This is a genomic window from Streptomyces sp. SX-6 (genome assembly GCF_059089585.1).
In genome coordinates this window covers 1-23,180 of record NZ_JBTHHU010000045.1, presented here as the reverse complement: position 1 = coordinate 23,180, position 23,180 = coordinate 1, and the positions used below count along the sequence as shown (strand labels likewise).

Here is a 23,180-nt window from a genome sequence, read left to right as displayed (position 1 = left end):
GAGCGACGCATCCGCTTTTCACGGGGTCAACGGGGTCACAGGCGCTCGAAGCCCCGCACTCGTTCCCAGTCCGTGACAGCGCTCTCGAAGGACTCCAGTTCCGTCCGGGCCGCCTGGGCGAGGTGACCGACGACGTCGTCGCCGAAGACCTTCGCCGCGATGGGGCTGTTCTCCCACCGGTGGAGCGCCGCGGTGAGGGTGGCGGGCAGGCGCGGGACGGAGGGGTCGGCCAGGGCGTTGGACTCGTGGGGCGCGGGGAGCGGGAGTTCGTTCTCGATGCCGTACAGGCCGGCGGCCACGGCGGCGGCCACGGCCAGGTACGGGTTGGCGTCGCCGCCCGGGACGCGGTGCTCGATGCGCAGGGAGTGGCCGGAGCCGACGACCCGTACGGGGCAGGTGCGGTTGTCGCGGCCCCAGCCGAGGCCGGTGGGGGCGAACGCGCCGGGGCGCAGCCGCTTGTACGAGTTGATGTTGGGGGCCATCAGCAGCGTGAAGTCGGCGAGGCAGGCGAGCTGTCCGGCGATGAAGTGCCGCATGAGGTCGGACATGCCGTCCTCGGCCTCGGGGTCGGCGAGGGCGGCCGAGCCGTCCGTGCCGCGCAGCGAGAGGTGGATGTGGCAGGAGTTGCCCTCGCCGTCGTCGAACTTGGGCATGAAGGTGACGGCGCGGCCCTCCTCCGCCGCGAGCTGCTTGACGCCGTTCTTGAAGAAGACGTGGTTGTCGCAGGTCGTCATCGCCTCGTCGTAGCGGAAGACGATCTCGTACTGGCCCGGGTGGACCTCGCCGCGCGCGGTCTCCATGCGCAGCCCGGCGCGGGTCATCTCCCTGCGGATGCGGCGGACCAGCGGCTCGACGCCGCCGAGGCCCTGGAGGGAGTAGTCGACGTTGTAGCGGGTGGCGGGCTCCAGGTCGTGGTAGCGGCGGTCCCAGGCCTGGGCGTAGGTGTCGTTGAAGACGAGGAACTCGAGTTCGGTGCCGGCGAAGGCGGTCAGGCCGTGGCCGGCGAGGCGGTCGAGCTGCTCGCGCAGGATGTGGCGGGGTGCGACGCGTACGGGCTCGCCGCCCGGCCAGGCGGCGTCGGCGAGCACCATGGCGGTGCCGGGGTCCCAGCCGGGCATGCGCACGGTGGTGGGGTCGGGGTGCAGGACGAAGTCGCCGAAGCCGCTCTGCCAGGCGTCGATGGCGTAGCCGGGGCCGGTGTTCATCTCGGCGTCGGTGGCCAGCAGGTAGACGCAGGCGTTGAAGCCGTTGGCGGCGGCCTCGTCGAGGAAGTAGGGCGCCGACAGGCGGCTGCCCTGGAGCCGTCCCTGGAGGTCGGGCACGGCGACGACGACCTCCTCCAGGCGGCCGGCCTCGGCCTCGGCGCGCAAGTGGTCGAAGTCGGTGGTGTCGTGGGTCACTTGGACTCCCCTGCCGTGGCGAGCGGGTTGGCGACGCGGCCGTGGACGATGTCGAAGCCCTCGTCCTTCTCCGCGCGGTCGTGGAAGCCGCCGCCCAGCAGCTGCTCGCGGTTGAGGGCGACGCGGTCGAAGTCGGGGGCGAGCAGGCCGAAGTCGGCGAAGCGGTCGGCGAGTTCGGGGAAGCGGGCGTGGTAGCGCTCGATCTCCGCGCGGACCATGGCCCAGAAGTCGTCCTCGGGGACGTCCAGGTGCTCGGCGACGAGCGGGGCGAAGAAGCGGAAGTGCCCGGCGAAGACGGCGCTGAGCAGGGAGTGGGCGAGCTCGTGGGCGGGCCAGCGCAGCAGGACGCGGTCGGCGCGCTCGGTCAGGGCGGCGTACTCGGGGCGGTCGCCGGGCAGGAGGTTGACGTCCTCGGCGAAGTCCTTCACGGCGATGCCGATCGGGATGTCCTTCGCGTCGTAGAGGACGACGGTGTTCTCGCCATGCGGGCAGAAGGCGGTGCCGTAGCGGTAGAGGTAGTGGAGCAGGCCCGGCAGCAGGGCGGCGAGGAAGCCGTCCAGCCACTCGCGCGCCGACAGGCCGGAGCGTGCGACGAGTTCGGCGACCAGCGCTCGTCCGTCGGAGCCGGTCTTGAGGAGGGCGGCCATCGTACGGGCCTGCTCCCCTTCGCCGAGCAGGGCGCCCACGGGCTCGCGCCAGACGGCGCCGAAGAGTTCGTGGTAGCGGTACGGGGCGTCCTCGACCGCGTCGTACAGGGGGTGGGCCACGGACACCGCGGCGACCTCGCCGAGCGGGTGGAAGCGCAGCTCGTCGCGCAGGTACGGGTCGTCGGCGCGGATGCCGTGGAGCCAGGCGCTCACGTCGGGGGCGGCGTGCGTGGGTTCGGTCTTCAGGCCGCGCCACACCAGGGTGTTGCGGATGAGCAGGGGCACCTTCACATTGCGGCGGTGCGGGTGGTCGAGGTTGGCAAGGGTGCGGATCGACTGGAGCGGGCGGTAGCGGTCCGGGCTCTCGCCGAGCCGGACGATCCGGCCCTCGGCGAGGTACGGGGCGAAGTAGGTCTCCACGGCCTCGTCCCAGTGGAAGGGGTGCACCGGCAGCCACACGAAGTCGCCTGCCGTGTACGGGCCTTCCGCGCAGGCGGTCTCCAGCGCGCCGGTGAAGCGTTCGCGGACGTCGGCGTCCAGCTCCTCCTTGAGGAGCGTGTCGGCGTCAAGGCCGGGAACGCCCGCGTAGGAGGCGAGGCTGGTGTGGACGGCGGCCCAGACCAGGCGGACGGCGTCCGCGGTCTCGGGCGCGTAGGCCGCGGCGTCCGAGGCGGAGAACCCGAGGCGGCCCTTGTTGAGCAGCATGCAAGGGTGCCCGTCCTGGTAGGCCTCGAGGTCGAGGTGGTCCAGGTCGGCGAGGCGGGCGGCGGGCAGGGCGCAGGCGAGGGCGGCCGCGTCGGTGCGCCGGGTGGCGGTCAGTTCGCGCAGTACCTCGGCGGTCGTGGGGCCGTCCCAGCCGAGCACGCCACGGGCGTCGAGCAGGAACCGCTCCGGCCCCGCCTCGCCGTCGGCCGGGGCCGGGTGGCGTACGGGCGTACCGGCGAGGCGCCAGGTGCCGAAGGTGCCGCGGGCGGCGCGGAACGTCCAGTGGACGCCGTCCGCGAAGTCGAGGCGGTACCCATCGTCGCCGCCCGCCTCGTCGGGCTTCGGGGTGAGCAACTCCTCGTAGGCGAACTCCTCGACGGCCTTGACCAGCAGCCGGCGTCCTGCCTCTGCCCAGGTGTCTCGGGTGGAACTCATCGTTGGTACTCCTTGGCGGGGACGGGGACGGGGGCGGGGACGGTCGCGGAGGGACGGGGGGCTGCGGCCGGCACGTGCGGCAGCGAGGCCAGGGCGACGCAGCCCAGTGCCGCGGCGGCGACCGTCAGCGGCAGGGTCAGGTCGTGGGACACGACGGCGGCCGAGATCAGCGGGGCGGCGAGCAGTCCGGCGGAGCGCACGGTCTCGACGGCGGTGAACGCGGGGCCCGCGGTCCCGGTGGAGCGGAACATGCGCATTTCCACGGCCACTTGGGCGAGCCCCAGGCCCAGGCCGGCCAGCAGCCGGCCGCCGACCAGCGACGGGAGTCCGTCCGCCGCGGACTGCCAGACGAAGCCCGCGGCGCAGACCGTGGCCGCGACGGGCAGCAGCCGGTGGCCGAACCGGTCGTGGCAGGCGCGTGCGAGCGGCAGCGTCGCGAGCGCGCCCACGCTCGGCAGGAAGAACAGCACGGCACCGCCGATGGATCCGCTGCCCAGTCCCTCGGCGAACTCGGTGAAGAACGGGCGTGCCACGGCGAGCGCGAAGTCGAAGGCGACGCCCAGCAGGGCCACCTGCCCCAACAGCAGCCAGCGGCGCCGGGGATCGAGCCGTACCGGTGCCGGCGTGTGCTTCTTCTCCGCGTTCTCCACGGGCGGCAGCCGTCGCAGCACCTGCCGGATGAGGACGGCGAGGATCACGTCGACGACGGCGAAGGAGGAGACGCCCAGGCGGGGATCGGGCAGGGCGAGCACGCCGGCCCCCACCAGGGTCGCCGCGACCGCGGCGAGGTGGAAGACCGCGACGATGGAGCGCACCGCGGCCAGTTCGGCGTGCTCGGCGTCGTGCTGCTGTCCGGCCGCCTTGCGGGTGTGCTCGGCGATGAAGGCCGGATAGGCCAGCAGCAGTGCGGCGTTGGCGGCCACGGAGACGGCCGACAGCGCGGTGAAGGCGGCGTAGCTAGGGGCGAAGCCGAGGAGGATGTCCACCACGGCCGTCGAGCACAGTCCGGTCATCACGAGCTGGTGCAGGGGCCTGCGGCGGGCCGCGAGTCCCCACAGCGGGAGCGCGATCAGTCCGACGATGCGGCAGACCCACAGGTACAGGCCCGTCGCCCCGGGGTCGTCGACGCCGTAGAGGCGCTCGAAGAGCTGGGGCAGGAAGGGGGCCAGCGCGGTCTCGGCGACGAGGTAGAGCGCGATGACCGCGATGAGGACGGTCCGCAGCGGCAGGGCCCGTGGGGCAGGGGTCACAGGGACGTCCCTATCGGCTCCTGCCAACGCTCCGTGGCGGCCGGGCCGTTGGCGGGCGCGCCGAAGGTCGTCCAGGCGGCCTGCTCCGGTACGGGCAGCACGGCGCGCCCGCAGACCGCGTTGAGGATCTTCGCGGCGCGCCAGGCGCCGAGGGTGAGGTCCGGGGCGCCGACGCCGTGGGTGTGCGTCTCGGCGTTCTGGACGTAGAGCGTGCCGCCGACGCGCGGGTCGAGGGCGACGCGGTAGTCGCCGTCGACGCGGTAGCGCTGCTTGTCGTCCCAGTCCACGAGGTCGGCCATGGTGTCCAGGAAGGCGGGGCGGACGGCGCTGTAGCCGGTGGCCGAGACGATGGCGGAGGTGCGGAAGGTGAACTCGCTGTCCTGCTGGGCGTGGTGGCAGGTCAGCACATAGCCGTCGCCGTCGGTCTCGACGGCGCGCACGGCCACGCCGGGGTGCAGGTCGGCGCGGGGGCGGCCGCCGCCGATGGTGCGCTCGTAGAGCTCGTCGTGGATCGCGCCGAGGGTGTCGGCGCTGACGCCCTTGTACAGCTGCCACTGCTCGCGCACGAGGTGCTCGCGGCGGTCCTCGGGCAGGGCGCGGAAGTAGCGGATGTAGTCGGGGGTGAAGTGCTCGAGGCCGATCTTGGAGTATTCCATCGGCGCGAACGCGGGCGTACGGGCCAGCCAGCGGGTGAACGGGCCGCCCTGCCCCTGTCCGTCCTGGCGGCGCAGGAGGTCGAGGACCACCTCGGCGCCGGACTGGCCGGCGCCGAGGACGGTGACGTCGTCGCGCGCGGCCAGGGCCTCGCGGTGGGTGCGGTAGTCGGCGCTGTGCAGGACGCGGCCGCGGTGCTCGTCGGTGAGCAGCGGGCGCAGCGCTTCGGGCACCGTGGGGCGGGTGCCGACGCCGAGGACGACCTGGCGGGCCAGGACCCGGCCGGTGGTGCCGTCGGCGGCGCGGTGGGTCACCGCGAACGCGTCGGCGGACGCGTCCCATTCGACGGCGGTGACCTCGGCGTCGAAGCGGCACGAGGGCAGGCGCTCGGCGGTCCAGCGGCAGTAGTGGTCGTACTCGCGGCGCGGGATGAGGAAGCGCTCGGAGAAGAAGAAGGGGAACATCCGGTCGTGGGACCGCAGGTAGTTGAGGTACGACCAGGGGCTGGTGGGGTCGGCCATGGTCACCAGGTCGGCGAGGAAGGGCACCTGGAGGGTGGTGCCTTCCATGAGCAGCCCGGGGTGCCAGGAGAAGGCGGGCTTGGCGTCGAGGAAGAGGGCGTTCAGGTCCGGTACGCCGTCCGCGAGGGCGGCCAGGGACAGGTTGAACGGACCGATGCCGACGCCGACGAGGTCATAGGTGGTCGTGGTCTGCGTGTTCAACGCCGTGCCTCCGCGAGGGGGTTGGGAAGGTCGATGTAGACGGACTGGGTGTGCACGTCGCCGACGAGTTCGTCGAGTCCGTCCACGCAGGTGAGGTAGTTGCCCTTGCAGCGCAGGACGGGCGCGTCGAGCAGCAGGTCCAGCAGGCCCTTGGCGCCGGGTTCGGTGGCGCGCAGCCGCTCCAGCCGGATGCGCAGGACGCGCAGGAGGTCGCGCTCGTCGGCCAGGTCCTGGGCGCCCATCGCGCCGATGAGGCCGAGGAGGTTGCTGATGCCGAGGTAGTAGCCGACGCGTTCGTCGACGAAGGCGTCGTCGAAGACCAGCTCGACGTCGTCGGCGGCCCCGGGCAGGAGGCGTTCGATCTCCGCGCGGCGGGACTCGGCGAGGTAGTAGCCCTGGCTGTCGCGGTACCAGCCGGCGGACGGCAGGCCGTCGTCGGCGAGGGCGACGAGGGTGTTCTGGTGGTGCGGTTCGAGGGCGATGCCGTAGCGGGCCTGGAGCCGGATGAGCGGGACGGCGAGGACGTCGAGGTAGTACTCGAGCCAGCGGGCGGCGGCCTGGGCGACGGTCGTGCCGTGCGTGCGCGCGGCCCGGGTGACCGCCTCGGCGAGCAGGCTGCGGTGGGCCGGGGCGGTTCCGTCGCCGGGGCCGGTGCGTTCGGCCAGCAGGCCGGCGACGCACAGGCCTTCGCGGGTGCCGCCTGCGTCCGTACCGCCGTGGAAGGGGTTGTCGCGGATGGCGGTCTCGAGTCCCGTCTCGGCGCCGGAGGTTCCGGCGGAGATCCAGGCGAAGTCGCGCAGGATGCCGAAGTCGGGGTGCTCGGCACGCAGCCAGTCGGACGGTCCGGCGGCGAGCAGCCGGGCGGCGCTCACGCCGAGGCGCATCTCGCCGCGCAGGTTGTTGCGGCGGGAGTTGGTGATGCGCATGCCGAGCGACAGCTTGAGCATCACGTCGGCGCCGGGGCGGTGGACCGTACGGACCGAGGACGTCGGGAACCATTCCCCGCCCCCGGGGCCCAGCGGGACCAGCAGCCCGTCCTCGACGAGTGCGCGGACCTCGGGCCGGTTCAGCACCTCGCGCGCCTGCCAGGGGTGGGCCGGTACGGGCACCGTGCCGGACGGCAGGTCGAGGCCGGCGGCGAGCGGGCGCAGCAGGTCCGCGACCGGGGTGCCGTCCCAGCTCTCCCCCACCACGATCTCGGGGCGGGCGGCGAACCAGTGCAGCGGGAAGGAGCCTCGCAACTCGGGCGAGTACGCGGCCAGTTCGTCCTCGGTCGCCTCCTCGCGGCTCTTGGGTGCTGGGTGGAAGGGGTGGCCGAGCAGGAGGGCCTGTTCGGCGTCGAGGAACGGGGTCGGGCCGGTGGTGCCCCCGGGTTCGGCGCGGCGTGCGGTGAGGTGGGCGGCGATCCGTGCCGCCGAGCCCAGGACCCGTCCGGCCGCGTCCGTGCCCAGGTGGGCGGGGTGGCCGCGGCCGGTGGTGGACTCGCGGATGGCGGCGGCGGCCACGAGCGTGACGTCGGCGGCCGGCGGGACGTCCCGGCCGGTGCCGAGGACGGCCGGGGTGCCGAAGCGGTGCCAGCCGGTGGCCGAGCGGTGGCGGACCGGCAGGCTCAGCCGCAGCCCGCTCGCGGGCATCTCGAGCAGCAAGTCCTGCCCGGCGGCGGGGACTTCGGTGCCGGTCTCCCGGACGTAGGCGCGCAGCAGCGTCTCGGTGGCGGCCGCGTCTGCCGCGCGCAGCGGGTCGGGGTGGTCCAGGGGGTCCGTGGACGGGAGGGTCATGGGGGACTCCGGGGTGCGGCTCAGAGCAGGATGCGGTCGGCGACGGGGTGGCCGAGGAAGGAGTGCATGGCGAACTCCCAGCCGTAGGAGCCCGCGTAGGGGAAGACGGCGATGTCGCCGGCGCGTACGCGGTCGACGCGGACGTCCCGCAGCAGGGTGTCCTCGGGGGTGCACAGCTCGCCGACGAACGTGACGCGGGTGCCGGCGGCCTCGGGGCGCGGGCAGTCCTCGGGCCACTCCTCGACGGGCAGGACCGCGACGTTGTGGACGATGTCCCAGGAGGTCGGCAGCTGGAAGTGGTTGATGCCGCCGCGCAGGGCGGCGTACGACTGCCCGTAGGAGTGCTTGACGTCCGTGACCTCGGCGGCGTACCAGCCGCAGTCGGCGACGAGGAAGCGTCCGGGTTCGAGGGCGACCTTGACGCCTTCCGGGACGTCGACGGCCGCGACGAGCTCGCCGAAGCGGGCCACGTCGAAGGGCTTCTCACCTTCGAAGTTGACGCCGATGCCGCCGCCGACGTCGATGTGCCGCAGGTCGATGCCGAGTTCGGCGGCCGTGGCGACGCTCCACTCGACGCACCAGCGCAGGTAGGCGGCGTGGGTCCCGGCGTCGAGGTTGTTGGAGGCGGCGTGGATGTGGAAGCCGATGAGGTCGATGGCGGGCAGCTGTTGGGCGATGCGGACGGTGTCGGCGACGGCGTCCTCGGGGACGCCGAACTGCGAGGGCTCGCCGCCCATGTGGAGCGATCCGGTGACGGGGATCTCGGCGGGGTTGACCCGCAGCGCGACCCGGGCCGTGGTGCCGCGCTCCTGGGCGATGCGGCTGATGCGGTGCAGTTCGAGGGGGCTCTCGGCGTTGATGGCCTCGACCCCGGCCTCGACCAGGCCGGTCAGGACGGGCACGGACTTCGCCGGTCCGGCGGCGACGACCGGCGCCGGGGTGCCGGGCTTCGCGGCGGGCTTCGCCGCCGTGGCGAGGGCGAGTTCGGACAGCGAGGCGACCTCGAAGCCGTCGACGTGCGGGGCGAGGGCCTCGATGATCCCGGGGAAGGAGTTGGCCTTGACCGCGTAGTAGACCGTCGCCCACGCGGGCAACGCCGCGCGCAGCTCGCGGGCGCGGGCGGCGGCGATGTCGCCGTCGTAGAGGTAGGCCGCCACCGGGGCGCCCGATCCGGCGAGTTGACGGAGGCGGTCCTGCACGTGGGCGGGGAGGGCGTCCTGCGGGTAGGCGGAGCGGGGTGCTGCGGACGGCGGGAGTTCTATGGACACGGCTGCCTTGCTGCTGGGGACGGACAGTGGTTCACGCCTGGCGCAGGGTGCGCACGATCATGGTGTGCGGGCGCCAGCCGGGGTAGGGCTCCAGGGTGCCGACCGGGGCGTACCCGTAGGCGGCGTAACGGTCCAGGACGACGTCGTTGCCGTCGGCGACCAGGGCGGCGGCCCGTTCCTCCGGGCGCCGGGCGAGGAAGTCCTCGACCAGCCTGCTGCCCAGGCCGTCGCGCTGCCAGGGCACGCCGACGAGGAGTTCGCAGACGCCGACGGTGCGCCCCGGGTACTCGCGGGTGAACTCCGGTGCGGGCGCGGGGGTGAGGCCGTCCCACCACAGGGTGTCCTCGGGCAGCCCGTAGCCGTAGACCAGCCCGGCGACGCGCTCGCCGTCGAAGGCCGCGACGAGGGAGAAGCCGGGGCGGTCGCAGTGGCGGGCGAGGCGGTCGGCGATCGGCGGGTCGTTGTGGTCGCTGAGGTCCAGCGCGTGGGCGTAGACGTCCTCGTAGGCGGAGGCCCACAGCGCGAGGCGGTCCTTGGCGGCGGGGCCGTCGAAGTGCTCGAGGCGCAATGTCGGGACGGTGGTTGGGCTGGTCATGGTTTCCCCTGGGCAAATTAGGCAAGGCTAAGCTAAATCATTCCGGGCGGCATGCCAAGCCGCTTGCGCGGTTTTCGCTCATGGGCGCGGCCCGTTCGGCACCGCCGGACTCCGCCGTCGTAGCCGATCACCGCTGCGGCGGAGGCGACTCGGGGCTCCGCCCCGCACCCCGGGACCGTCGAGGCAGGGCCCCCGGGACGGAGCCCCGGGAAGGAGCCCGCCGCAACGGCGTGGTGCCATGACGGCGAGGGTCCGGCGGAATACGCGGTCACCGCAAGCGGATGGGTCGCCATCCGCCGGGCACGGCCTACGCGTTGACGACGGCCGGGGCCAGCGCCCCCGCCCGTTCGGCGACGAGCTCGAGCAGACCGTCGAGGTCGGCGGCAGTGGTCCGCGGGTGCAGCAGCGTCACCTTCAGCCACAGGCGCTGCCGACCGTCGCCGTCCGCGACCGTGGCCCGGCCCAGGACCGCGCGGCCCTCGGCGAGCAGCTCCCGCCGTACGGCGGCGACGAGTTCGTCGCCCGCCTCGCCGGGCAGCCCGTCGGCGGCCGCCGGCCGGAACAGCACGGTGCTGATGCCGGTGTCCCCGGGGCGGCGGCGCAGCGCGGGGTGTGCGTCGACGGCACGCGCGAACTCCCCGGCGGTGTCGACGCAGTGCTCGACCGTGCGGGCAAGTCCCTTGCGGCCCAGGGCCCGCAGGGTGGCGGCGATCTTCAGGACGTCGGGGCGGCGGGAGGTGCGGATGGAGCGGCCGAGCAGGTCGGGCAGGCCGGCCTCGGTGTCGTCGTCGGCGTTGAGGTAGTCCGCGGTGAGCGCGAGCGGCCCCAGCAGGGAGGCGTCGGCGACCGCGAGCACACCGGCGGCGACCGGCTGCCAGCCCAGCTTGTGCAGGTCGTACGTCACCGACACCGCGTGCTCGATGCCCGCAAGGCGCGGCGCGAGCCGCTCGCTGAAGAGCAGCGGGCCGCCGTAGGCGGCGTCGACGTGCAGCTCGGCGCCGTGTGTGCGGGCCACGTCGGCGAGTTCGGGCAGCGGGTCGATCAGTCCCTCGTCGGTCGTGCCGGCGGTGGCCACCACCAGTGCGGGGGTCCCGCCGCACTCGACCAGCGCGCGGTCGAGTGCGGCCGGGCTCATCCGGCCGCCGGGGCAGTCGATGACGACGGGCGTGGGAAGTCCCAGCATCCAGGCGGCCCTTCGCACGCTGTGGTGCGCGTTGGCGCCGACGAACACCTGCACCCCGCGCGCGCCGGTGGCACGGGCGCGTTCGCGGGCCAGCAGCAGCGCCACGAGGTTGGACTCGGTGCCGCCGCTGGTGATGACCGCGTCGGGTTCCGTGCGGCCCGCGTACACCAGGCGGGCCAGGGCGGCGGTGACCTCCTCCTCGATGACGGCGGCGGCGGGCGCCTGGTCCCACGAGTCCATCGAGGGGTTGAGCGCGGAGGCGACCAGGTCGGCCGCCGCGGCGACGGCCAGCGGCGGGCAGTGCAGGTGCGCGACGCAGTGCGGGTCGGACGGGTCGGCGGCGCCCTCGGCGGCGGCGCGCGCCACCCCGTACAGGGCGGCCTCGGCGCCGATGCCCTCGTCGGGCAGGACCGGGGTGACGAGCTCCCGGGTGCGGGCCGCGACCCGCTCCGGCCCGCCGGAGGGCAGCGGGCCGCCGCGGGCGGCGGCGCCGTCGGCCAGCCCGTCGAGCGCGACGGACGTCAACTCCCGCAGCGCGTGCGGGGCCGCGGGGTCCGCGACGGCGTCGGGACGTATGCCGTCACTCATGCGGCACGCTCCACGGCGACGGCGGACAGCGCGTCGGCGATACGGCCGAGGACGGAGTCGGCCTGCTCGTCGGTGAGGACCAGCGGGGGCAGCAGGCGCAGCACCGTGTCGCCGCGGCCGCCGAGTTCGAGGATGAGGCCGCGCTCGAGGCAGGCGACCTGCAGGGCCCGGGCGAACACCGGGTCGCCGGGGCGGGAGCCGAGGGCGTCGGGTTCGGCGGCGGAGTCGACCAGTTCGGCACCGATCATCAGGCCCCGGCCGCGCACCTCGGCGATCTGCGGGTGTTCGACGGCCAGTTCGCGCAGGCCCGCGCGGATGCGCCCGCCCAGCTTGGCGGCGTGCTCGGCCAGTTGCTGCTCGGCGATGGTCCGCAGCGTGATCTCGCCGGCGACCATGGCCAGCGTGTTGCCGCGGAACGTGCCGGTGTGGTCGCCCGGCTGCCAGGTGTCGAGGTCGGGGCGGTAGGCGATGAGGGCGAGCGGGAGACCGCCGCCGACGGCCTTGGAGGTGACGAGGATGTCGGGGGTGACGCCCGCGCGTTCGCAGGCCCAGAAGTCGCCGGTGCGCCCGATGCCGGTCTGCACCTCGTCGATGATGAGCAGCACCCCGTGCTCCTCGGTGATGCGGCGCACCTCGCGCAGCCAGGCGTCGGGGCCGGGGACGACGCCGCCCTCGCCCTGGACGACCTCGAGGATGACGGCGGCGGGCTTGCCGACGCCGCTGCTGGGGTCGGTGATGTAGCTCTCCATCAGCCGGGCGGAGAGCACGCCCGCCTGCTCCGCGCCGACGCCGAACGGGCAGCGGTAGCCGTACGGGTAGGGCAGCCGGGTCACGGGCTGGGCCTCGGCCGGGCCGAACTCGGCCGCGCCGCGGCGCATCCGGCCGGGGCCGGAGACGGAGGAGGCGCCGAGCGTCATGCCGTGGTAGGCGCCGGTGAAGGCGAAGACGCCCTGGCGGCCGGTGGCGTTGCGGGCCAGCTTGAGCGCGGCCTCGACGGCGTCGGTGCCGGCGGGGCTGCAGAAGTGCAGCTTGGCCGCGTTGTTGAGGGTGCCCGGCAGTCGCTTGAGCAGCTCCTCGCTGAAGGCGTCCTTCTGCGGGGTGATCATGTCGAGGGCGTGCAGCGGGGCGCCCGAACCGATCACCTCCTGCAACGCGGCCGTCACATCGGGGTGGTTGTGGCCGAGGGCGAGGGTGCCCGCGCCGGAGAGGCAGTCGAGGTACGTACGGCCGTCGGCTCCGGTCACCTGCGCACCGGCCGCGGCGACGGGCGCCACCGGGATGGACCGGGCGTAGGTACGGGCAGCGGACTCACGTTGCGCCTGTCGGTCGAGGAGACGAGCACGCAGCATGGCGGGATCCTTCGGTCACGAACGGGGGGTGGGCAGGCAGGACCCATGGGCAGGAGAACCACCCAACAGGCACTTAGGTAAGGCTAACCTAGCAAATGCCCTGCATCACCCCCCGCGGCGCATCTCACACCCCGTCAGTCGCCTTCGCCATGTGCCGGCTCAGCGGGATCACCAGCGGGGAGCCCGTCTCCTCGTCGTGGCGGATCCGGGCGCGCAGGCCGAAGACCTCCCGCACCAGCTCCTCCGTGAGCACCTCGGACGGCGCGCCCTGGGCGACCACCCGCCCCTGCGCCATGGCCACCAGCCGGTCCGCGTACCGCGCGGCGAGCGACAGGTCGTGCAGGACCACGACGACGGTGCACCCCGTGGAGCCGTGCAACTCCCGTACGAGGTCCAGCACCTCGACCTGGTGCGCCAGGTCGAGGTGGTTGGTCGGCTCGTCGAGCAGCAGGATCTCGGTCTGCTGGGCGAGCGTCATCGCGATCCACGCGCGCTGCCGCTGGCCGCCGGAGAGTTCGTCCAGCGTCCGGTCGGCCAGCTCGTACATGCCTGTCGCCCGCAGGGCCCGCTCGACGGCCGCCTCGTCGTCCGAGGACCACCGCCGGTACCAGCTCTGGTGCGGGTGCCGCCCGCGCGCCACCAGGTCGGCGACGCTCAGCCCCTCCGGGGCCGCGGGCGACTGCGGCAGCAGGCCGACCAGTTCGGCCACTTCCCGGGTCGGGATGCGGTGGACCGGCCTGCCGTCGAGCAGGACGCTCCCGCTCGCGGGCTTCATCAGCCGCCCGAACGACCGCAGCAGCGTGGACTTTCCGCAGCCGTTCGGCCCGATGATCGCCGTGACCGTGCCGTCGGGGATGTCGAGGTCGAGCTCGTGCACGACCGTACGGTCCCCGTAGGCGAGCGTCAGCTGCTCCGCGCGCAGCCGTACGGCCTTTCGCTCCGCGGCGCGCAGGGAGGGGGTGTCGATGGTCTCGGTCATGACGTGCGGGCCCTTCCGCTACGGATCAGCAGGTACAGCAGATACGGGGCGCCCAGTGCGGCGGTGAGGATGCCGACGGGCAGTTCCACGTCCCCGAAGGCCGTGCGCCCGAGCACATCGGCCCATACCGTCACCGCCGCGCCGAGCAGCGCGGAGGCGAGCAGCGGGGGCGTGCCCGTCCGCATCAGCCGTACGGCCAGCTGCGGGCAGGCGAGCGCCACGAAGGCGACCGGACCCGAGGCCGCGGTCGCGGCGGCGGTCAGCAGCACGGCGGTGAACAGCAGCGCCACCCGGGTCCCGGTCATCCGGACCCCGAGGCCGCGCGCGGTGTCCTCGTCGAAGACCAGCGCCCCGAAGGGGAAGGAGAGCAGCAGGGCCACCGGCATGAGCACCAGCAGCGTCCACATCACCGGCCGCATGGTGTCCCACGAGGCGCCGTTCAGGCTCCCGTTGAGCCACAGCAGGGCGCGCCCGGCGTCGACGATGTCCGCCTTGAGCAGCAGCCACGACAGCACGCTGGTGAGCACGGCGTTGACGCCGACGCCGACGAGCAGCACCCGGTAGCCCGACAACCCGTGCCGTACGGCGAGCAGCTGGATCACCACGGCTGCCAGGAGGCCGCCGGCCATCGCGGCGGCGGGAACGCCGAAGCTCGCCAGCGCGCCGCCGACGCCTCCGTTCGCCCCGCCGATGACGATGACGCTCACCGCGCCCGCGCTCGAACCGGCCGTGATGCCGAGGATGTCGGGGCTGGCGAGGGGGTTGCGGGCCAGGCCCTGGAAGATGGCACCGGCCAGCGCGAGGGAGGCGCCGACGAGGGCGCCGGTCACCGACCGGGGCAGGCGCAGTTCCGTCACCACCATCCGGCTGGCCTCGTCTCCCCCGCCGAACAGGGCGCGGGCCACGTCCGCCACCGGGATGTCGATGTCGCCGCGGCCGCAGTTGACGAGGACCGCGAGGAAGAGGACGGCGAACGTCAGCAGGGGTACCAGCACCGTGCGAGGGCGCCACACCGCCGAGACCGGACCGGCCCGCAGGGGGGTACGCCCGGGAACGAGAGCCTTCACCCTGTTCATATCCTCACCGCCTTGCGGCGGCGTACGAGCTGGATGAAGACCGGCGCCCCGATGAGCGCCAGCATGATGCCCACTTCGAGCTCCCCCGGACGCGCCACCAGCCGCCCCAGGGTGTCCGCGACGAGCATGAGCACTCCGCCGACGAGCGCCGCCTGCGCGACGATCCAGCGGTAGTCAGGTCCGGAGAGGTGGCGGGCGATGTGCGTGCCCACCAGGCCGACGAACCCGATGGGCCCGCACAGGGAGACCGCCACCCCGGTCAGCAGGGTGATGGCGGCCATGCCGAGGGCGCGGGTCGCCCCGATCCGTACGCCCAGCATCCGGGCCACGTCCTCGCCCAGGGACAGGGCGTTCAGCCCCGGTGTGTTCACGGCGGCGAGCACGAGCCCGGCCACGACGAACGGGAGCGCCTGGAGCGTGAGATGGAGGGGCTGGCCACTGACCGAGCCCACCGTCCAGAAGCGGTAGGTCTCCAGGGCCTGCCGGTCGAAGAGCACCATGCCGGCCGTGAGCGCGGTGAACAGCGCGTGGGCCGCCGCACCGGCCAGGGCGAGCGTCACGGGCGTGGCGCCGCCCCGCGTGAGCGTGCCCACCCCGTACACCGCGGCGCCCGCGACGGCGGCGCCGAGGATGCCGAACCACACGTACCCGTAAAGGCTGCTGACGCCGAGGAGGAACAGGGAGGCCACGACGCCCATGCCCGCGCCCGCGCTGATGCCGAGCACCACCGGGTCGGCGATGGGGTTACGGGTGTGCCCCTGCATCAGGGCCCCCGCGGCGCCCAGCGCCAGACCGGCCACCAGGGCGGTGACGGTGCGCGGCACGCGCAACGAGCGGACGATGACGTCCCCTTCCCTGCCGGACGGGCTCCACAGGCCGTGCCATATCTGCCCGGGGTCCAGCGGTTCGGCGCCCAGCGCGATGCTGAGCAGCACGGCGAGGGCCAGCATGCCCGCCAGGGCAACTGTCCACAGGAACCGCCTTCTTGCCTTCTCCGACGCAACCTGCCGGATCCTCCGTCCCGTGGACGGCGCAGGTAGCGCTTCGGTCACGATCCCCTCCCGGTGCAAATCAGCCACTTAGGTAAGCCTATCCTTGTGGCGCACACCGTGAACAGAAGGGACCCCGCCGATGAGAGCCCGTTGGCTCAGCCGTTTCAGCCGCACCGTCGGAGCCGTCGCCGTGACAGCGGGCCTGCTCGCCACCGCCGCTTGCGGCGGCAGCTCGGACAAGAATACGGACGACAAGGGCGACACGTCATCGGCCGCCGTCGGCAGCGCCTTCCCCCGCACCGTCGAGCACGCCATGGGCAAGACGGAGATAAAGAAGGCTCCCAAGCGCGTGGTTGCGCTGGACATGACCTTCGTCGACGCCACACTGGCCCTGCAGTCGAACGTCGTGGGCTACACGACGTTCGCCTCCCCCGACGAGAAGCTGCCCGCGTACTTCGGCGCGGACGCGGCGAAGTACGCGGGCGACGCCAAGCCGGTCGGCATGCTCGACGAGCCCAGCCTGGAGAAGATCATGGCGCTGAAGCCGGATCTGATCCTCTCCGCCAAGGTCCGCCACGAGAAGCTGTACAAGCAGCTCTCCGGCATCGCGCCCACCGTCTTCACCGAGGACACCGGCGCGACGTGGAAGGACAACCTCAAGCTGGTCGGCAAGGCGCTCGGCAAGGAGAAGCTCGCCGACGAGAAGATCGCCGCCTTCGACAAGCGCGCCAAGGCCGTGGGCGACAACGTCCGCAAGAAGAGGGGCTCCAACCCCTCCGTCTCCGTCGTCCGCTTCGTGGACGGGCCGACGCGCCTGTACAAGGAGGACACCTACATCGGCGTCATCATGAAGGACCTCGGCTTCGACAAGCCCAAGGACGCCCGGGGCACCGGCTTCAACGCCGACATCTCCGAGGAGCAGATCAAGAAGGTCGACGCGGACGACATCTTCCTCACCGCCTTCCCCGACCCGAAGGGCTCCTCGAAGAAGAGCCAGGAGAAGTTCGAGGCCAACCCGCTCTGGAAGCAGCTCAAGGGCAAGACCCATGAGGTGAGCGACATCACCTGGATGCTGGCCGTCGGCCTCTACGGTGCCGACTCCGTCCTCGACGACGTCGCCAAGACGTACGGCGTCGACGCCGCCCGCGCCTGACGGACGGTCATGGGGCTCCCGTTCTCGGGAGCCCCATGGCTCAGCAGGCGCTGTAGACGTGCTTCGGGTCGCCTGCCGGAGTGACGTCATGGTCACGCAGGACCACGGAGACCTTGCCGCCCCACGCCTTGCAGGTCTTGGTGAACTTGGCCTTCTCGTACTCGATGACGAAGACGCGGTTTCCGTAGGCGGAGGCGAAGTCACCGCACTCCTTGTTCTCGCCGCACTGCTCCGACACCGCGAAGTCGAAGCCGATGCTCCGCTTCTGGCCGAGCATCTCGGCCCCGTTCTTCTGCGCGATCGCCAGGCCCGCGGCATGGGCACGCCGCGCAAGCAGGCGGGCGAAGGCGACGTCGTCGGCCATCGTCAGCTTGCCGTGGGAGCGGCTGTACGACTCGAAGTTGTCCGGCTCCACGGCCTGGAAGCCCGACTTCGCACAGCCGTCGATCCAGCCGCCCACGACCGAGGCCAGCTCCTTGCGCTTGGCATCGGTGGAGATGTCCAGCAGGGCCTCGTTCCAATCCGGGTCCATCACAATCTTGCCGCCGTCGCGCAGCAAGAGGTTGGGGTGGTTCTTCTTCCACCAGCCGAGGCTGGCGCGACCGGGCTGCGCCTGGAACCCGTTGACGTAACAGATGTTGTAGAGGCCGGGCGCGGGCTTGTCCTCGCGGTCACGGGAGACTACGCGCACTTTGGCCGGCGGCGCATAGGCGCCGCCGAGCTGGTAGTCGAAGCGTGCGTGCACATCCGGCAGTACGACCTTCGCGGGGGCGGATCCGTGGGCAGCGGCATAGGGTGCGCACCCCGCGACGAGGGCCATGGCCAGTCCGGCAACAGTGGATATGCGAGACATGAGAACTCCTGTGGACATGCGAACAGTTCGCGTGTGAGGTGATCACATACTGCTCGGCGGACCATGAGGAAACCGTGAGCGTGATCGGTATGATGACTCCTGTGCGAGTGCTGGTGGTGGAGGACGAACCGGATCTGCAAGCAGTCATCGGATCGGGCCTCGGCAACAGCGGCTGCTTCGTCGACTACGCCGACGACTGGCTCCGGGCAGGCGAATTGATCGCCCTCACCGAATACGACTGCGTGGTCCTCGACCGCATGCTCCCGGACGGGGACGCCCTGCACGCGCTGGGCAAGAAGCGCCGCCAGGGGTGGTCGACGCCCGTACTGTTCCTCACCGCACTGCACACGCTTCCCGAACGCATCGCGGGTTTCGAGCACGGCGCGGACGACTACCTCGCGAAGCCGTTCGCCATGCCGGAACTCGTCATGCGCGTCCGCAGCCTCGCCCGGCGCGCCAGGGAGCGGCTTCCGGCGCTCCTGCGGTGCGCCGACCTCGAACTCGACCTGCCGCGGCGGGAGGTCCGCCGGGGCGGGGTGCTGCTCTCCCTGTCGCCGAAGGAATTCGCCGTACTGCACGTCCTGTTGGTCCGCCAGGACCAAGTGGTGAGCAAGGGCGAGCTGTTCAAACAGTGCTGGGACGACCTCGCCGACCCCGTGTCCAACGTCGTGGACGCGGTGGTGGCCGGGCTGCGCCGCAAGCTCGGGACGCCGCCGCTGGTCCACACCGTCCGGGGGCAGGGATTCCGGATAAGCCAGTGACCACTTCCCCGGCCCGAAAGGCGCTCACCCGCCTGCGCATACGCCTCACCCTCGCCTACACGGTGCTCACCGTCATCGGCCTGGGGGCGCTGTCCGCCGTGGCCATCCAGACCGACGCCCGGTCCCGGAAAGCCGCGGAGTTCGACGAACTACGGCGCCGCGCGACCGTAGCCCGCTCCCTGACCTACTACGACGAGGGCGGCCGCATCCAGTTCGACGGGCTGGCCGACGACGACGTGACGGACGCCGGCACCGCGGTGTTCGTCCTGGAGAAGCAGCCCGACGGCACCCTGCGCGAGGGCTTCACCGGGGGCCACTCCCGACTCCACATCTCCACGCGGCGCCTGCTGCCCGTGGCCCGCTCCGCCCTCCGCACCGACGACACCGCCACGGCGGAGGGCGAGGACGATACCGGGCACCCCACCCGCTACCTGGCGGCGCCGTTCTACGAGGACGGCACCACGAGGCAGGCCGGTGTGGTCGCCGTGGCGGGCGACGGCCTCAAGGGGACGGCGGAGCACGAACGCCTCGTCGCCGCCCTGCTGATCGGCTGCACCGCGCTCACCGTGGCGGGTGCGGTCACCGGCCATATGCTGTCCCGCCGGAGCATGCGCGCGGCCTTGGAGGCCCACGAGCAGCACGAGCGCCTGCTGGCCGACGCCGCGCACGAACTGCGTACGCCCGTCGCGGTCATCCGCGGGACCGTGGACCTGCTGGACCACTCCCCCGACACGCTGCCGGAGCACCTGCCGCGCGTCAGAACAGCTTCGGGCCGCCTGTCCGACGTCATCGACAACCTGCTGACCCGGGGCCGCCTCCAGGCCGGAGCCCACACGCCTCAACTCGGCCCGCTGCGGCTGGACCAACTGGTCGAGACCGTCTGCGCGGAGCTTCCGGCCGGCGGCCACCGGGTGCGCCAGGACCTGGAGGAGTCCGTCGTCACGGCCGATGCCGGGCTGGTCCGCATCGCCGTACGCAACCTGCTGGACAACGCCGTCCGCCACGGCGCGACGACACCGGGGCAGGACGACGCCGACATCACCGTCACGGTGCGGGGTGCCGAGGTGTCGGTGGCCGACCGCGGCCCGGGCATCGCCTACACCGAAGTGCCCGCCGTGTTCGCGCGTTTCCACTCACTGCGCGGAAGCACCGGCATCGGCCTGTCCCTGGTGCAGTGGATAGCCGACACGCACGGCGGGAGCATCGTGGTACGGCCCGGGCAGGGCGGCGGATCGGTGTTCACCCTGCGGCTGGAACGCCCCCGCCGGCGACGTTTCAGCCGCAGGTCTGGCGCGGGCAAGTCCCGCACAGCTTCTCGGGGGTGACGGTGTACCAGAGGCAGCAGTTGACCCGGGTGCGGGTGGGTTCGTCCTCGCAGTCCCGGAAGCCCGCCGCGCCCACGTAGGGCGCGGTGCCACCCGGCAGCAGGGCGCCGGCCGCCCGTACCGCCTGGCGCTCCTGGCCGGTGACCCGGCCCACGTACCAGATGCCCTCGGTGAGTTCGTCGGTGGCAAGGCCCCATACGGCCCGGGGGCCCCGGCGCAGCAGCGGACGGAACGCCTCGAGCACGGGCCCGAGATGATGGGCCACCGCGTTCCTCAGCTCCAGGCCCAGGCGCTCCTCGTCCGCCACGACCCGCACACCGGGGAGGGCGGCGGCGGGGTCGTCCGGAAGGCAGTTGACGTAGGACGGGGACACGTTCAGCGAGCCCGACGTCTCGTCGTAGCCGATGCCGTCGGGGCCGATCCAGGGCACGCGCCGTTCCAGGAACCACGGACCGCTCATGGTGACCGTGGCGAGGAAGGCGTACTGGTGCAGCATCTCCAGAGCCGCCACATCGCGCCGCGGCGTCACGCCGTGGGCTTCCTTCATCCGCCGGCCGGCCAGGTCGACGAGCCATTCGCGGAGCGCCTCGTCACGGACGAGCCGCTCCGCGGTGATCTGCTCGGCGCCGTTGCAGGGGCCGACTCCGAGCCGGACGAGGGGGCTCAGGGCGTCGCTCAGCCGCGCGTAGGTCTCCTCCAGGACGTCGGTGCGGGTGGGAAGTTCACGCGCACCGACCGTCCCGGCCACCCCGGCCGTCTGGCAAGGAGCAACAGCAACCGTCACGGAGACCCCCACCGGAAGTCGACAACTTCGAAAAGGTAAGCCTTACCTTAACAGCCGATCCGGCGAATGTGGATCTCTGGATTCAGCGGGAATCAGCGAACCGTCAGATCCCCGTCCGGGACGTCCTCGACGGTGACGCTCGTACGCGACAGACCGAGCCCGCGCGCCACGGCACCGGCGATCCCCTCCGGGTCGGGCTTCGCGGGGTACGGCACCTGCTCGTCGGGCCCGTAGGCCTCGATCGCCTTGGTGAGATAGCCGGGATACCAGGCACCGACCGCGCCCTTGACCTCGACCGCCCGCACACGCCGCTCACCGGCCATCCGGCGCAGGACGGGCAGGATCTCGTCCGACCGGTACTCCCCCGGCACTTGGAACAGACTGGCATGGGCCCCCACCAGGCCGCCGCCCGCCAGCCGCACGGTCACCGTCAGACAACTCGTGACGGAGGGATAGAGAATGCCCCCGCCGCCAGGGGCCGCCTCCTTCACCTGCCCTTCGGTGATCCTCACCGGGGCGGCCTGGCTCACGGAAGCAGCAGTGGGTACGGCCGCAGCGGCCGTACCCACGGGCAGCATCACCACGCCGGTGAGAAGCGCGGCGGTCACAAGGGTTCGGGATATGGGGTGTTTACGCACGAGCGCAGACACTATCCCCCGACGCAGGTGCCCCACACGAGGAAGGGACCGCTGTACGGACACTCCCCGCCCTCCGCCATCAGTCAGGCGGACAGGACGTTCTGAGGAACTGACGTGTAACGTTGTCAGTTTGATCACACGGTCACCGGCTAGCGTCGAGCGTGAACCACACCCGCGTAGCAACGGCTCGGTGGCGCGCATCCCAAGCCCAGGACACGCCGCAGGTGGTCGACAGGTGGCGTACGAGCGTCAGGCCGCCGGCCTCCGCCCGCAGATCGTGGCGGCCGAGGGTTCGCGAACGGCCGTCGTCACGGACGGAGACGACAACACGGCGTGGTAGCACGGAGATTTCGACGTGCAGATACGTCCCGCTGGCGTGATGGAGGACGGTGGTCACGGCGTCCGAGGTGCAGACCCGGGCATCGTCCACCAGGATGGGGAGGTCGCGGATCAGTATCGCCCGGGCGAAGTCCCGGGCCACACACGGCGCTGCGCCATTGGCGGGCGCCGTCATGAGGTAGGTCGAGGCCGACGTGAAGTCACGCCTCGTGGTGCGGGGACTGAGCAAGGTTGTACTCATGGGTCGCCTCCTCGCGGTCTCTGGTCCCGCGTACGCGCCGTCCGTGGCTCGGCCACTCCTCGGGGCGCCCTCAACAGGCGTGCGAGTGGCTGCACTTCGGGTCTTCCCGGCGTGCTGTGCGGCACTGGAAGGACGATAGAGCGATGCGGTGAACGGTTGCAACCTATACGGGAAAAGAGTGCACCGCCTGGACCGTCGGACGATCACACGCGAGACTGTGCCCACATATCAGGGAGGGAGCAGCATGCCACCGAGAGCAGCGCCCACCGTGCGGCAGCAGAGGCTGGGTGCCGAGCTGCGCAAGATGCGCGAACAGGCAGGCTTGAGCGCTGGCGATGCGGGGCGCCTGCTCGGCGCAGATCGCACCCGCATCAGCAACATCGAGGCCGGCCGGCTTGGCGTGAGTTCTGACCGTATCCGGACTTTCGCCAGCATTTATCAGTGCCCGGATGGCGAGTACATTGACGCCCTGGTAGGCATGGCGGAAGAACGGCACAAGGGTTGGTGGGAGCAATCCAGGGGAACGCTCACTACCACCATGCTCGACCTCGTGGAACTGGAATACCGTGCCACGAGTTTGACGGTCATGCAGTTCGTGTACATCCCGGGGCTTCTCCAGACCGAGGAGTACGCATTGAGCCTCTTTCGCAACACAGTGCCACCGCTTGATCTGGTGGAGGTGGAGCGGCGCGTATCGCACCGCATGAACCGGAAGTGCGTCATGCAGCGCACCCCGGCAACGCCCTGCACATTCGTGATCCATGAAGCGGCGTTGCGGATGATCCATCCGGGCACAGAGGGGCAGCGTCGACAGCTTGACAGGCTGGTTGAAGTCAGCACTCACGAAGGGGTCGCTCTTCGCGTGATCCCCTTCTCGCACGGGTCATTCCCCGGCGCCAATAGCTCCTGCACATATGCGACGGGTTCGGTGCCGCAGCTGGACACTGTGCAGATCGATACGGCCCACGGCTCTCTCTTCCTTGACACCGAGACCCACCTCGAAAATTACCGCAGCATTTTGCGGCACGCCAAGAAAACATCCCTGCCTCAGAAAGAGTCGAGGGATTTTATCCGCAGCGTCGCGAAACAACTATGAAGGCCAGGCATGGAGATGTCGGAAATTAAGTGGCAGAAGTCCTCTTTCTCCGGGGACAGAGATGAATGCGTGGAGCTGGGGGAGATATCCGGCGCGATCATGATCCGCGAGAGCGACACCCCGGAAGTGATCATGGAGACGACAGGCGCCAAGCTGAAAGCCTTCATCCTCGGCGTCAAGGTCGGCCAGTCCAGTCACCCGATCTAGCGCACCTCTACACCTAAGAGGATGTCTCACGTGGCGCTGTGGTGACGTGCGGCATCATGGTCGCTTGTGAGTGTTGATCTTTCGCGGCGGCTGGTTCCTGACGGGTTGTGGGAACTGGCCGCTCCGTTGCTGCCATCGTTCAGGTCCCGTCCGCAGGGCGGT

Annotated in this window: 21 protein-coding genes; 5 read left to right on the top strand and 16 right to left on the bottom strand. The window is 71.8% G+C overall.

Features of this window, described 5'->3' with window-relative positions:
* Positions 1-35 precede the first annotated feature (35 nt).
* From ACV530_RS33390 to ACV530_RS33335, 12 genes are all read right to left on the bottom strand, one after another.
* Positions 36-1,400 (bottom strand): glutamine synthetase family protein, encoded by a 1,365-nt coding sequence (locus ACV530_RS33390; RefSeq protein WP_494336451.1) that lies wholly within the window; start codon positions 1,398-1,400, stop codon positions 36-38.
* Entirely contained in the window at positions 1,397-3,187 is a 1,791-nt protein-coding gene (locus ACV530_RS33385; RefSeq protein ID WP_494336450.1) for an IucA/IucC family protein, read from the bottom strand. Before ACV530_RS33385 ends, ACV530_RS33390 begins: the two co-directional genes overlap by 4 nt.
* Entirely contained in the window at positions 3,184-4,437 is a 1,254-nt protein-coding gene (locus tag ACV530_RS33380) for an MFS transporter (protein WP_494336449.1), read from the bottom strand. Before ACV530_RS33380 ends, ACV530_RS33385 begins: the two co-directional genes overlap by 4 nt.
* On the bottom strand, positions 4,434-5,813 hold the full coding sequence (locus ACV530_RS33375; RefSeq protein WP_494336448.1) for a lysine N(6)-hydroxylase/L-ornithine N(5)-oxygenase family protein: 1,380 nt from the start codon (positions 5,811-5,813) through the stop codon (positions 4,434-4,436). Before ACV530_RS33375 ends, ACV530_RS33380 begins: the two co-directional genes overlap by 4 nt.
* Complete coding sequence (locus tag ACV530_RS33370) at positions 5,810-7,591, bottom strand: IucA/IucC family protein (RefSeq protein WP_494336447.1); 1,782 nt, start codon at positions 7,589-7,591, stop codon at positions 5,810-5,812. Before ACV530_RS33370 ends, ACV530_RS33375 begins: the two co-directional genes overlap by 4 nt.
* Before the next feature lie 20 nt (positions 7,592-7,611).
* Positions 7,612-8,859, bottom strand: coding sequence for an alanine racemase (locus ACV530_RS33365; RefSeq protein ID WP_494336446.1), 1,248 nt, complete (start codon positions 8,857-8,859; stop codon positions 7,612-7,614).
* 31 nt (positions 8,860-8,890) lie between these two features.
* Entirely contained in the window at positions 8,891-9,454 is a 564-nt protein-coding gene (locus tag ACV530_RS33360) for a GNAT family N-acetyltransferase (RefSeq protein ID WP_494336445.1), read from the bottom strand.
* Positions 9,455-9,761: 307 nt separating this feature from the next.
* Positions 9,762-11,225 (bottom strand): pyridoxal phosphate-dependent decarboxylase family protein, encoded by a 1,464-nt coding sequence (locus tag ACV530_RS33355; protein ID WP_494336444.1) that lies wholly within the window; start codon positions 11,223-11,225, stop codon positions 9,762-9,764.
* A complete protein-coding gene (locus ACV530_RS33350) occupies positions 11,222-12,574 on the bottom strand; it encodes a diaminobutyrate--2-oxoglutarate transaminase family protein (RefSeq protein WP_494336443.1) in 1,353 nt (450 codons plus the stop codon). Before ACV530_RS33350 ends, ACV530_RS33355 begins: the two co-directional genes overlap by 4 nt.
* A gap of 124 nt (positions 12,575-12,698) precedes the next feature.
* Complete coding sequence (locus ACV530_RS33345; RefSeq protein WP_494336442.1) at positions 12,699-13,553, bottom strand: ABC transporter ATP-binding protein; 855 nt, start codon at positions 13,551-13,553, stop codon at positions 12,699-12,701.
* Positions 13,550-14,629, bottom strand: a complete 1,080-nt coding sequence (locus ACV530_RS33340; protein ID WP_494336441.1) for a FecCD family ABC transporter permease — start codon at positions 14,627-14,629, stop codon at positions 13,550-13,552. The genes ACV530_RS33345 and ACV530_RS33340 overlap by 4 nt, the downstream gene beginning before the upstream one ends.
* Entirely contained in the window at positions 14,626-15,579 is a 954-nt protein-coding gene (locus ACV530_RS33335; RefSeq protein WP_494336440.1) for a FecCD family ABC transporter permease, read from the bottom strand. Before ACV530_RS33335 ends, ACV530_RS33340 begins: the two co-directional genes overlap by 4 nt.
* 181 nt (positions 15,580-15,760) lie before the next feature.
* Here ACV530_RS33335 and ACV530_RS33330 point away from each other — a divergent pair, with 181 nt between their 5' ends.
* Positions 15,761-16,774, top strand: a complete 1,014-nt coding sequence (locus tag ACV530_RS33330) for an ABC transporter substrate-binding protein (protein WP_494336439.1) — start codon at positions 15,761-15,763, stop codon at positions 16,772-16,774.
* A 40-nt stretch (positions 16,775-16,814) separates the two neighbouring features.
* Here ACV530_RS33330 and ACV530_RS33325 read toward each other — a convergent pair whose 3' ends face one another.
* On the bottom strand, positions 16,815-17,627 hold the full coding sequence (locus ACV530_RS33325; protein WP_494336438.1) for an endo alpha-1,4 polygalactosaminidase: 813 nt from the start codon (positions 17,625-17,627) through the stop codon (positions 16,815-16,817).
* A gap of 89 nt (positions 17,628-17,716) precedes the next feature.
* On the opposite strand from ACV530_RS33325, the gene ACV530_RS33320 reads away from it, so the two are divergent.
* Positions 17,717-18,388: a response regulator transcription factor gene (locus tag ACV530_RS33320; RefSeq protein ID WP_494336480.1), complete on the top strand. Its 672-nt coding sequence runs from the start codon at positions 17,717-17,719 to the stop codon at positions 18,386-18,388.
* Positions 18,385-19,713 (top strand): sensor histidine kinase, encoded by a 1,329-nt coding sequence (locus ACV530_RS33315; protein WP_494336437.1) that lies wholly within the window; start codon positions 18,385-18,387, stop codon positions 19,711-19,713. The genes ACV530_RS33320 and ACV530_RS33315 overlap by 4 nt, the downstream gene beginning before the upstream one ends.
* Here the strand turns inward: ACV530_RS33315 and ACV530_RS33310 are convergent.
* The 3 genes from ACV530_RS33310 to ACV530_RS33300 form a co-directional block, all read right to left on the bottom strand.
* Positions 19,664-20,497 (bottom strand): (2Fe-2S)-binding protein, encoded by an 834-nt coding sequence (locus ACV530_RS33310; protein WP_494336436.1) that lies wholly within the window; start codon positions 20,495-20,497, stop codon positions 19,664-19,666. The two genes, ACV530_RS33315 and ACV530_RS33310, sit on opposite strands and share 50 nt — an antisense overlap.
* Before the next feature lie 92 nt (positions 20,498-20,589).
* A complete protein-coding gene (locus tag ACV530_RS33305) occupies positions 20,590-21,105 on the bottom strand; it encodes a hypothetical protein (protein WP_494336435.1) in 516 nt (171 codons plus the stop codon).
* Between the two features lie 172 nt (positions 21,106-21,277).
* Positions 21,278-21,715 (bottom strand): ATP-binding protein, encoded by a 438-nt coding sequence (locus ACV530_RS33300; RefSeq protein WP_494336434.1) that lies wholly within the window; start codon positions 21,713-21,715, stop codon positions 21,278-21,280.
* A 244-nt stretch (positions 21,716-21,959) separates the two neighbouring features.
* Here ACV530_RS33300 and ACV530_RS33295 point away from each other — a divergent pair, with 244 nt between their 5' ends.
* The gene (locus ACV530_RS33295) at positions 21,960-22,811 is read left to right on the top strand and encodes a helix-turn-helix domain-containing protein (RefSeq protein ID WP_494336433.1); all 852 of its coding nucleotides are present in this window, start codon (positions 21,960-21,962) and stop codon (positions 22,809-22,811) included.
* Between the two features lie 9 nt (positions 22,812-22,820).
* Positions 22,821-23,018, top strand: a complete 198-nt coding sequence (locus ACV530_RS33290) for a DUF397 domain-containing protein (protein ID WP_494336432.1) — start codon at positions 22,821-22,823, stop codon at positions 23,016-23,018.
* Positions 23,019-23,180 lie beyond the last annotated feature (162 nt).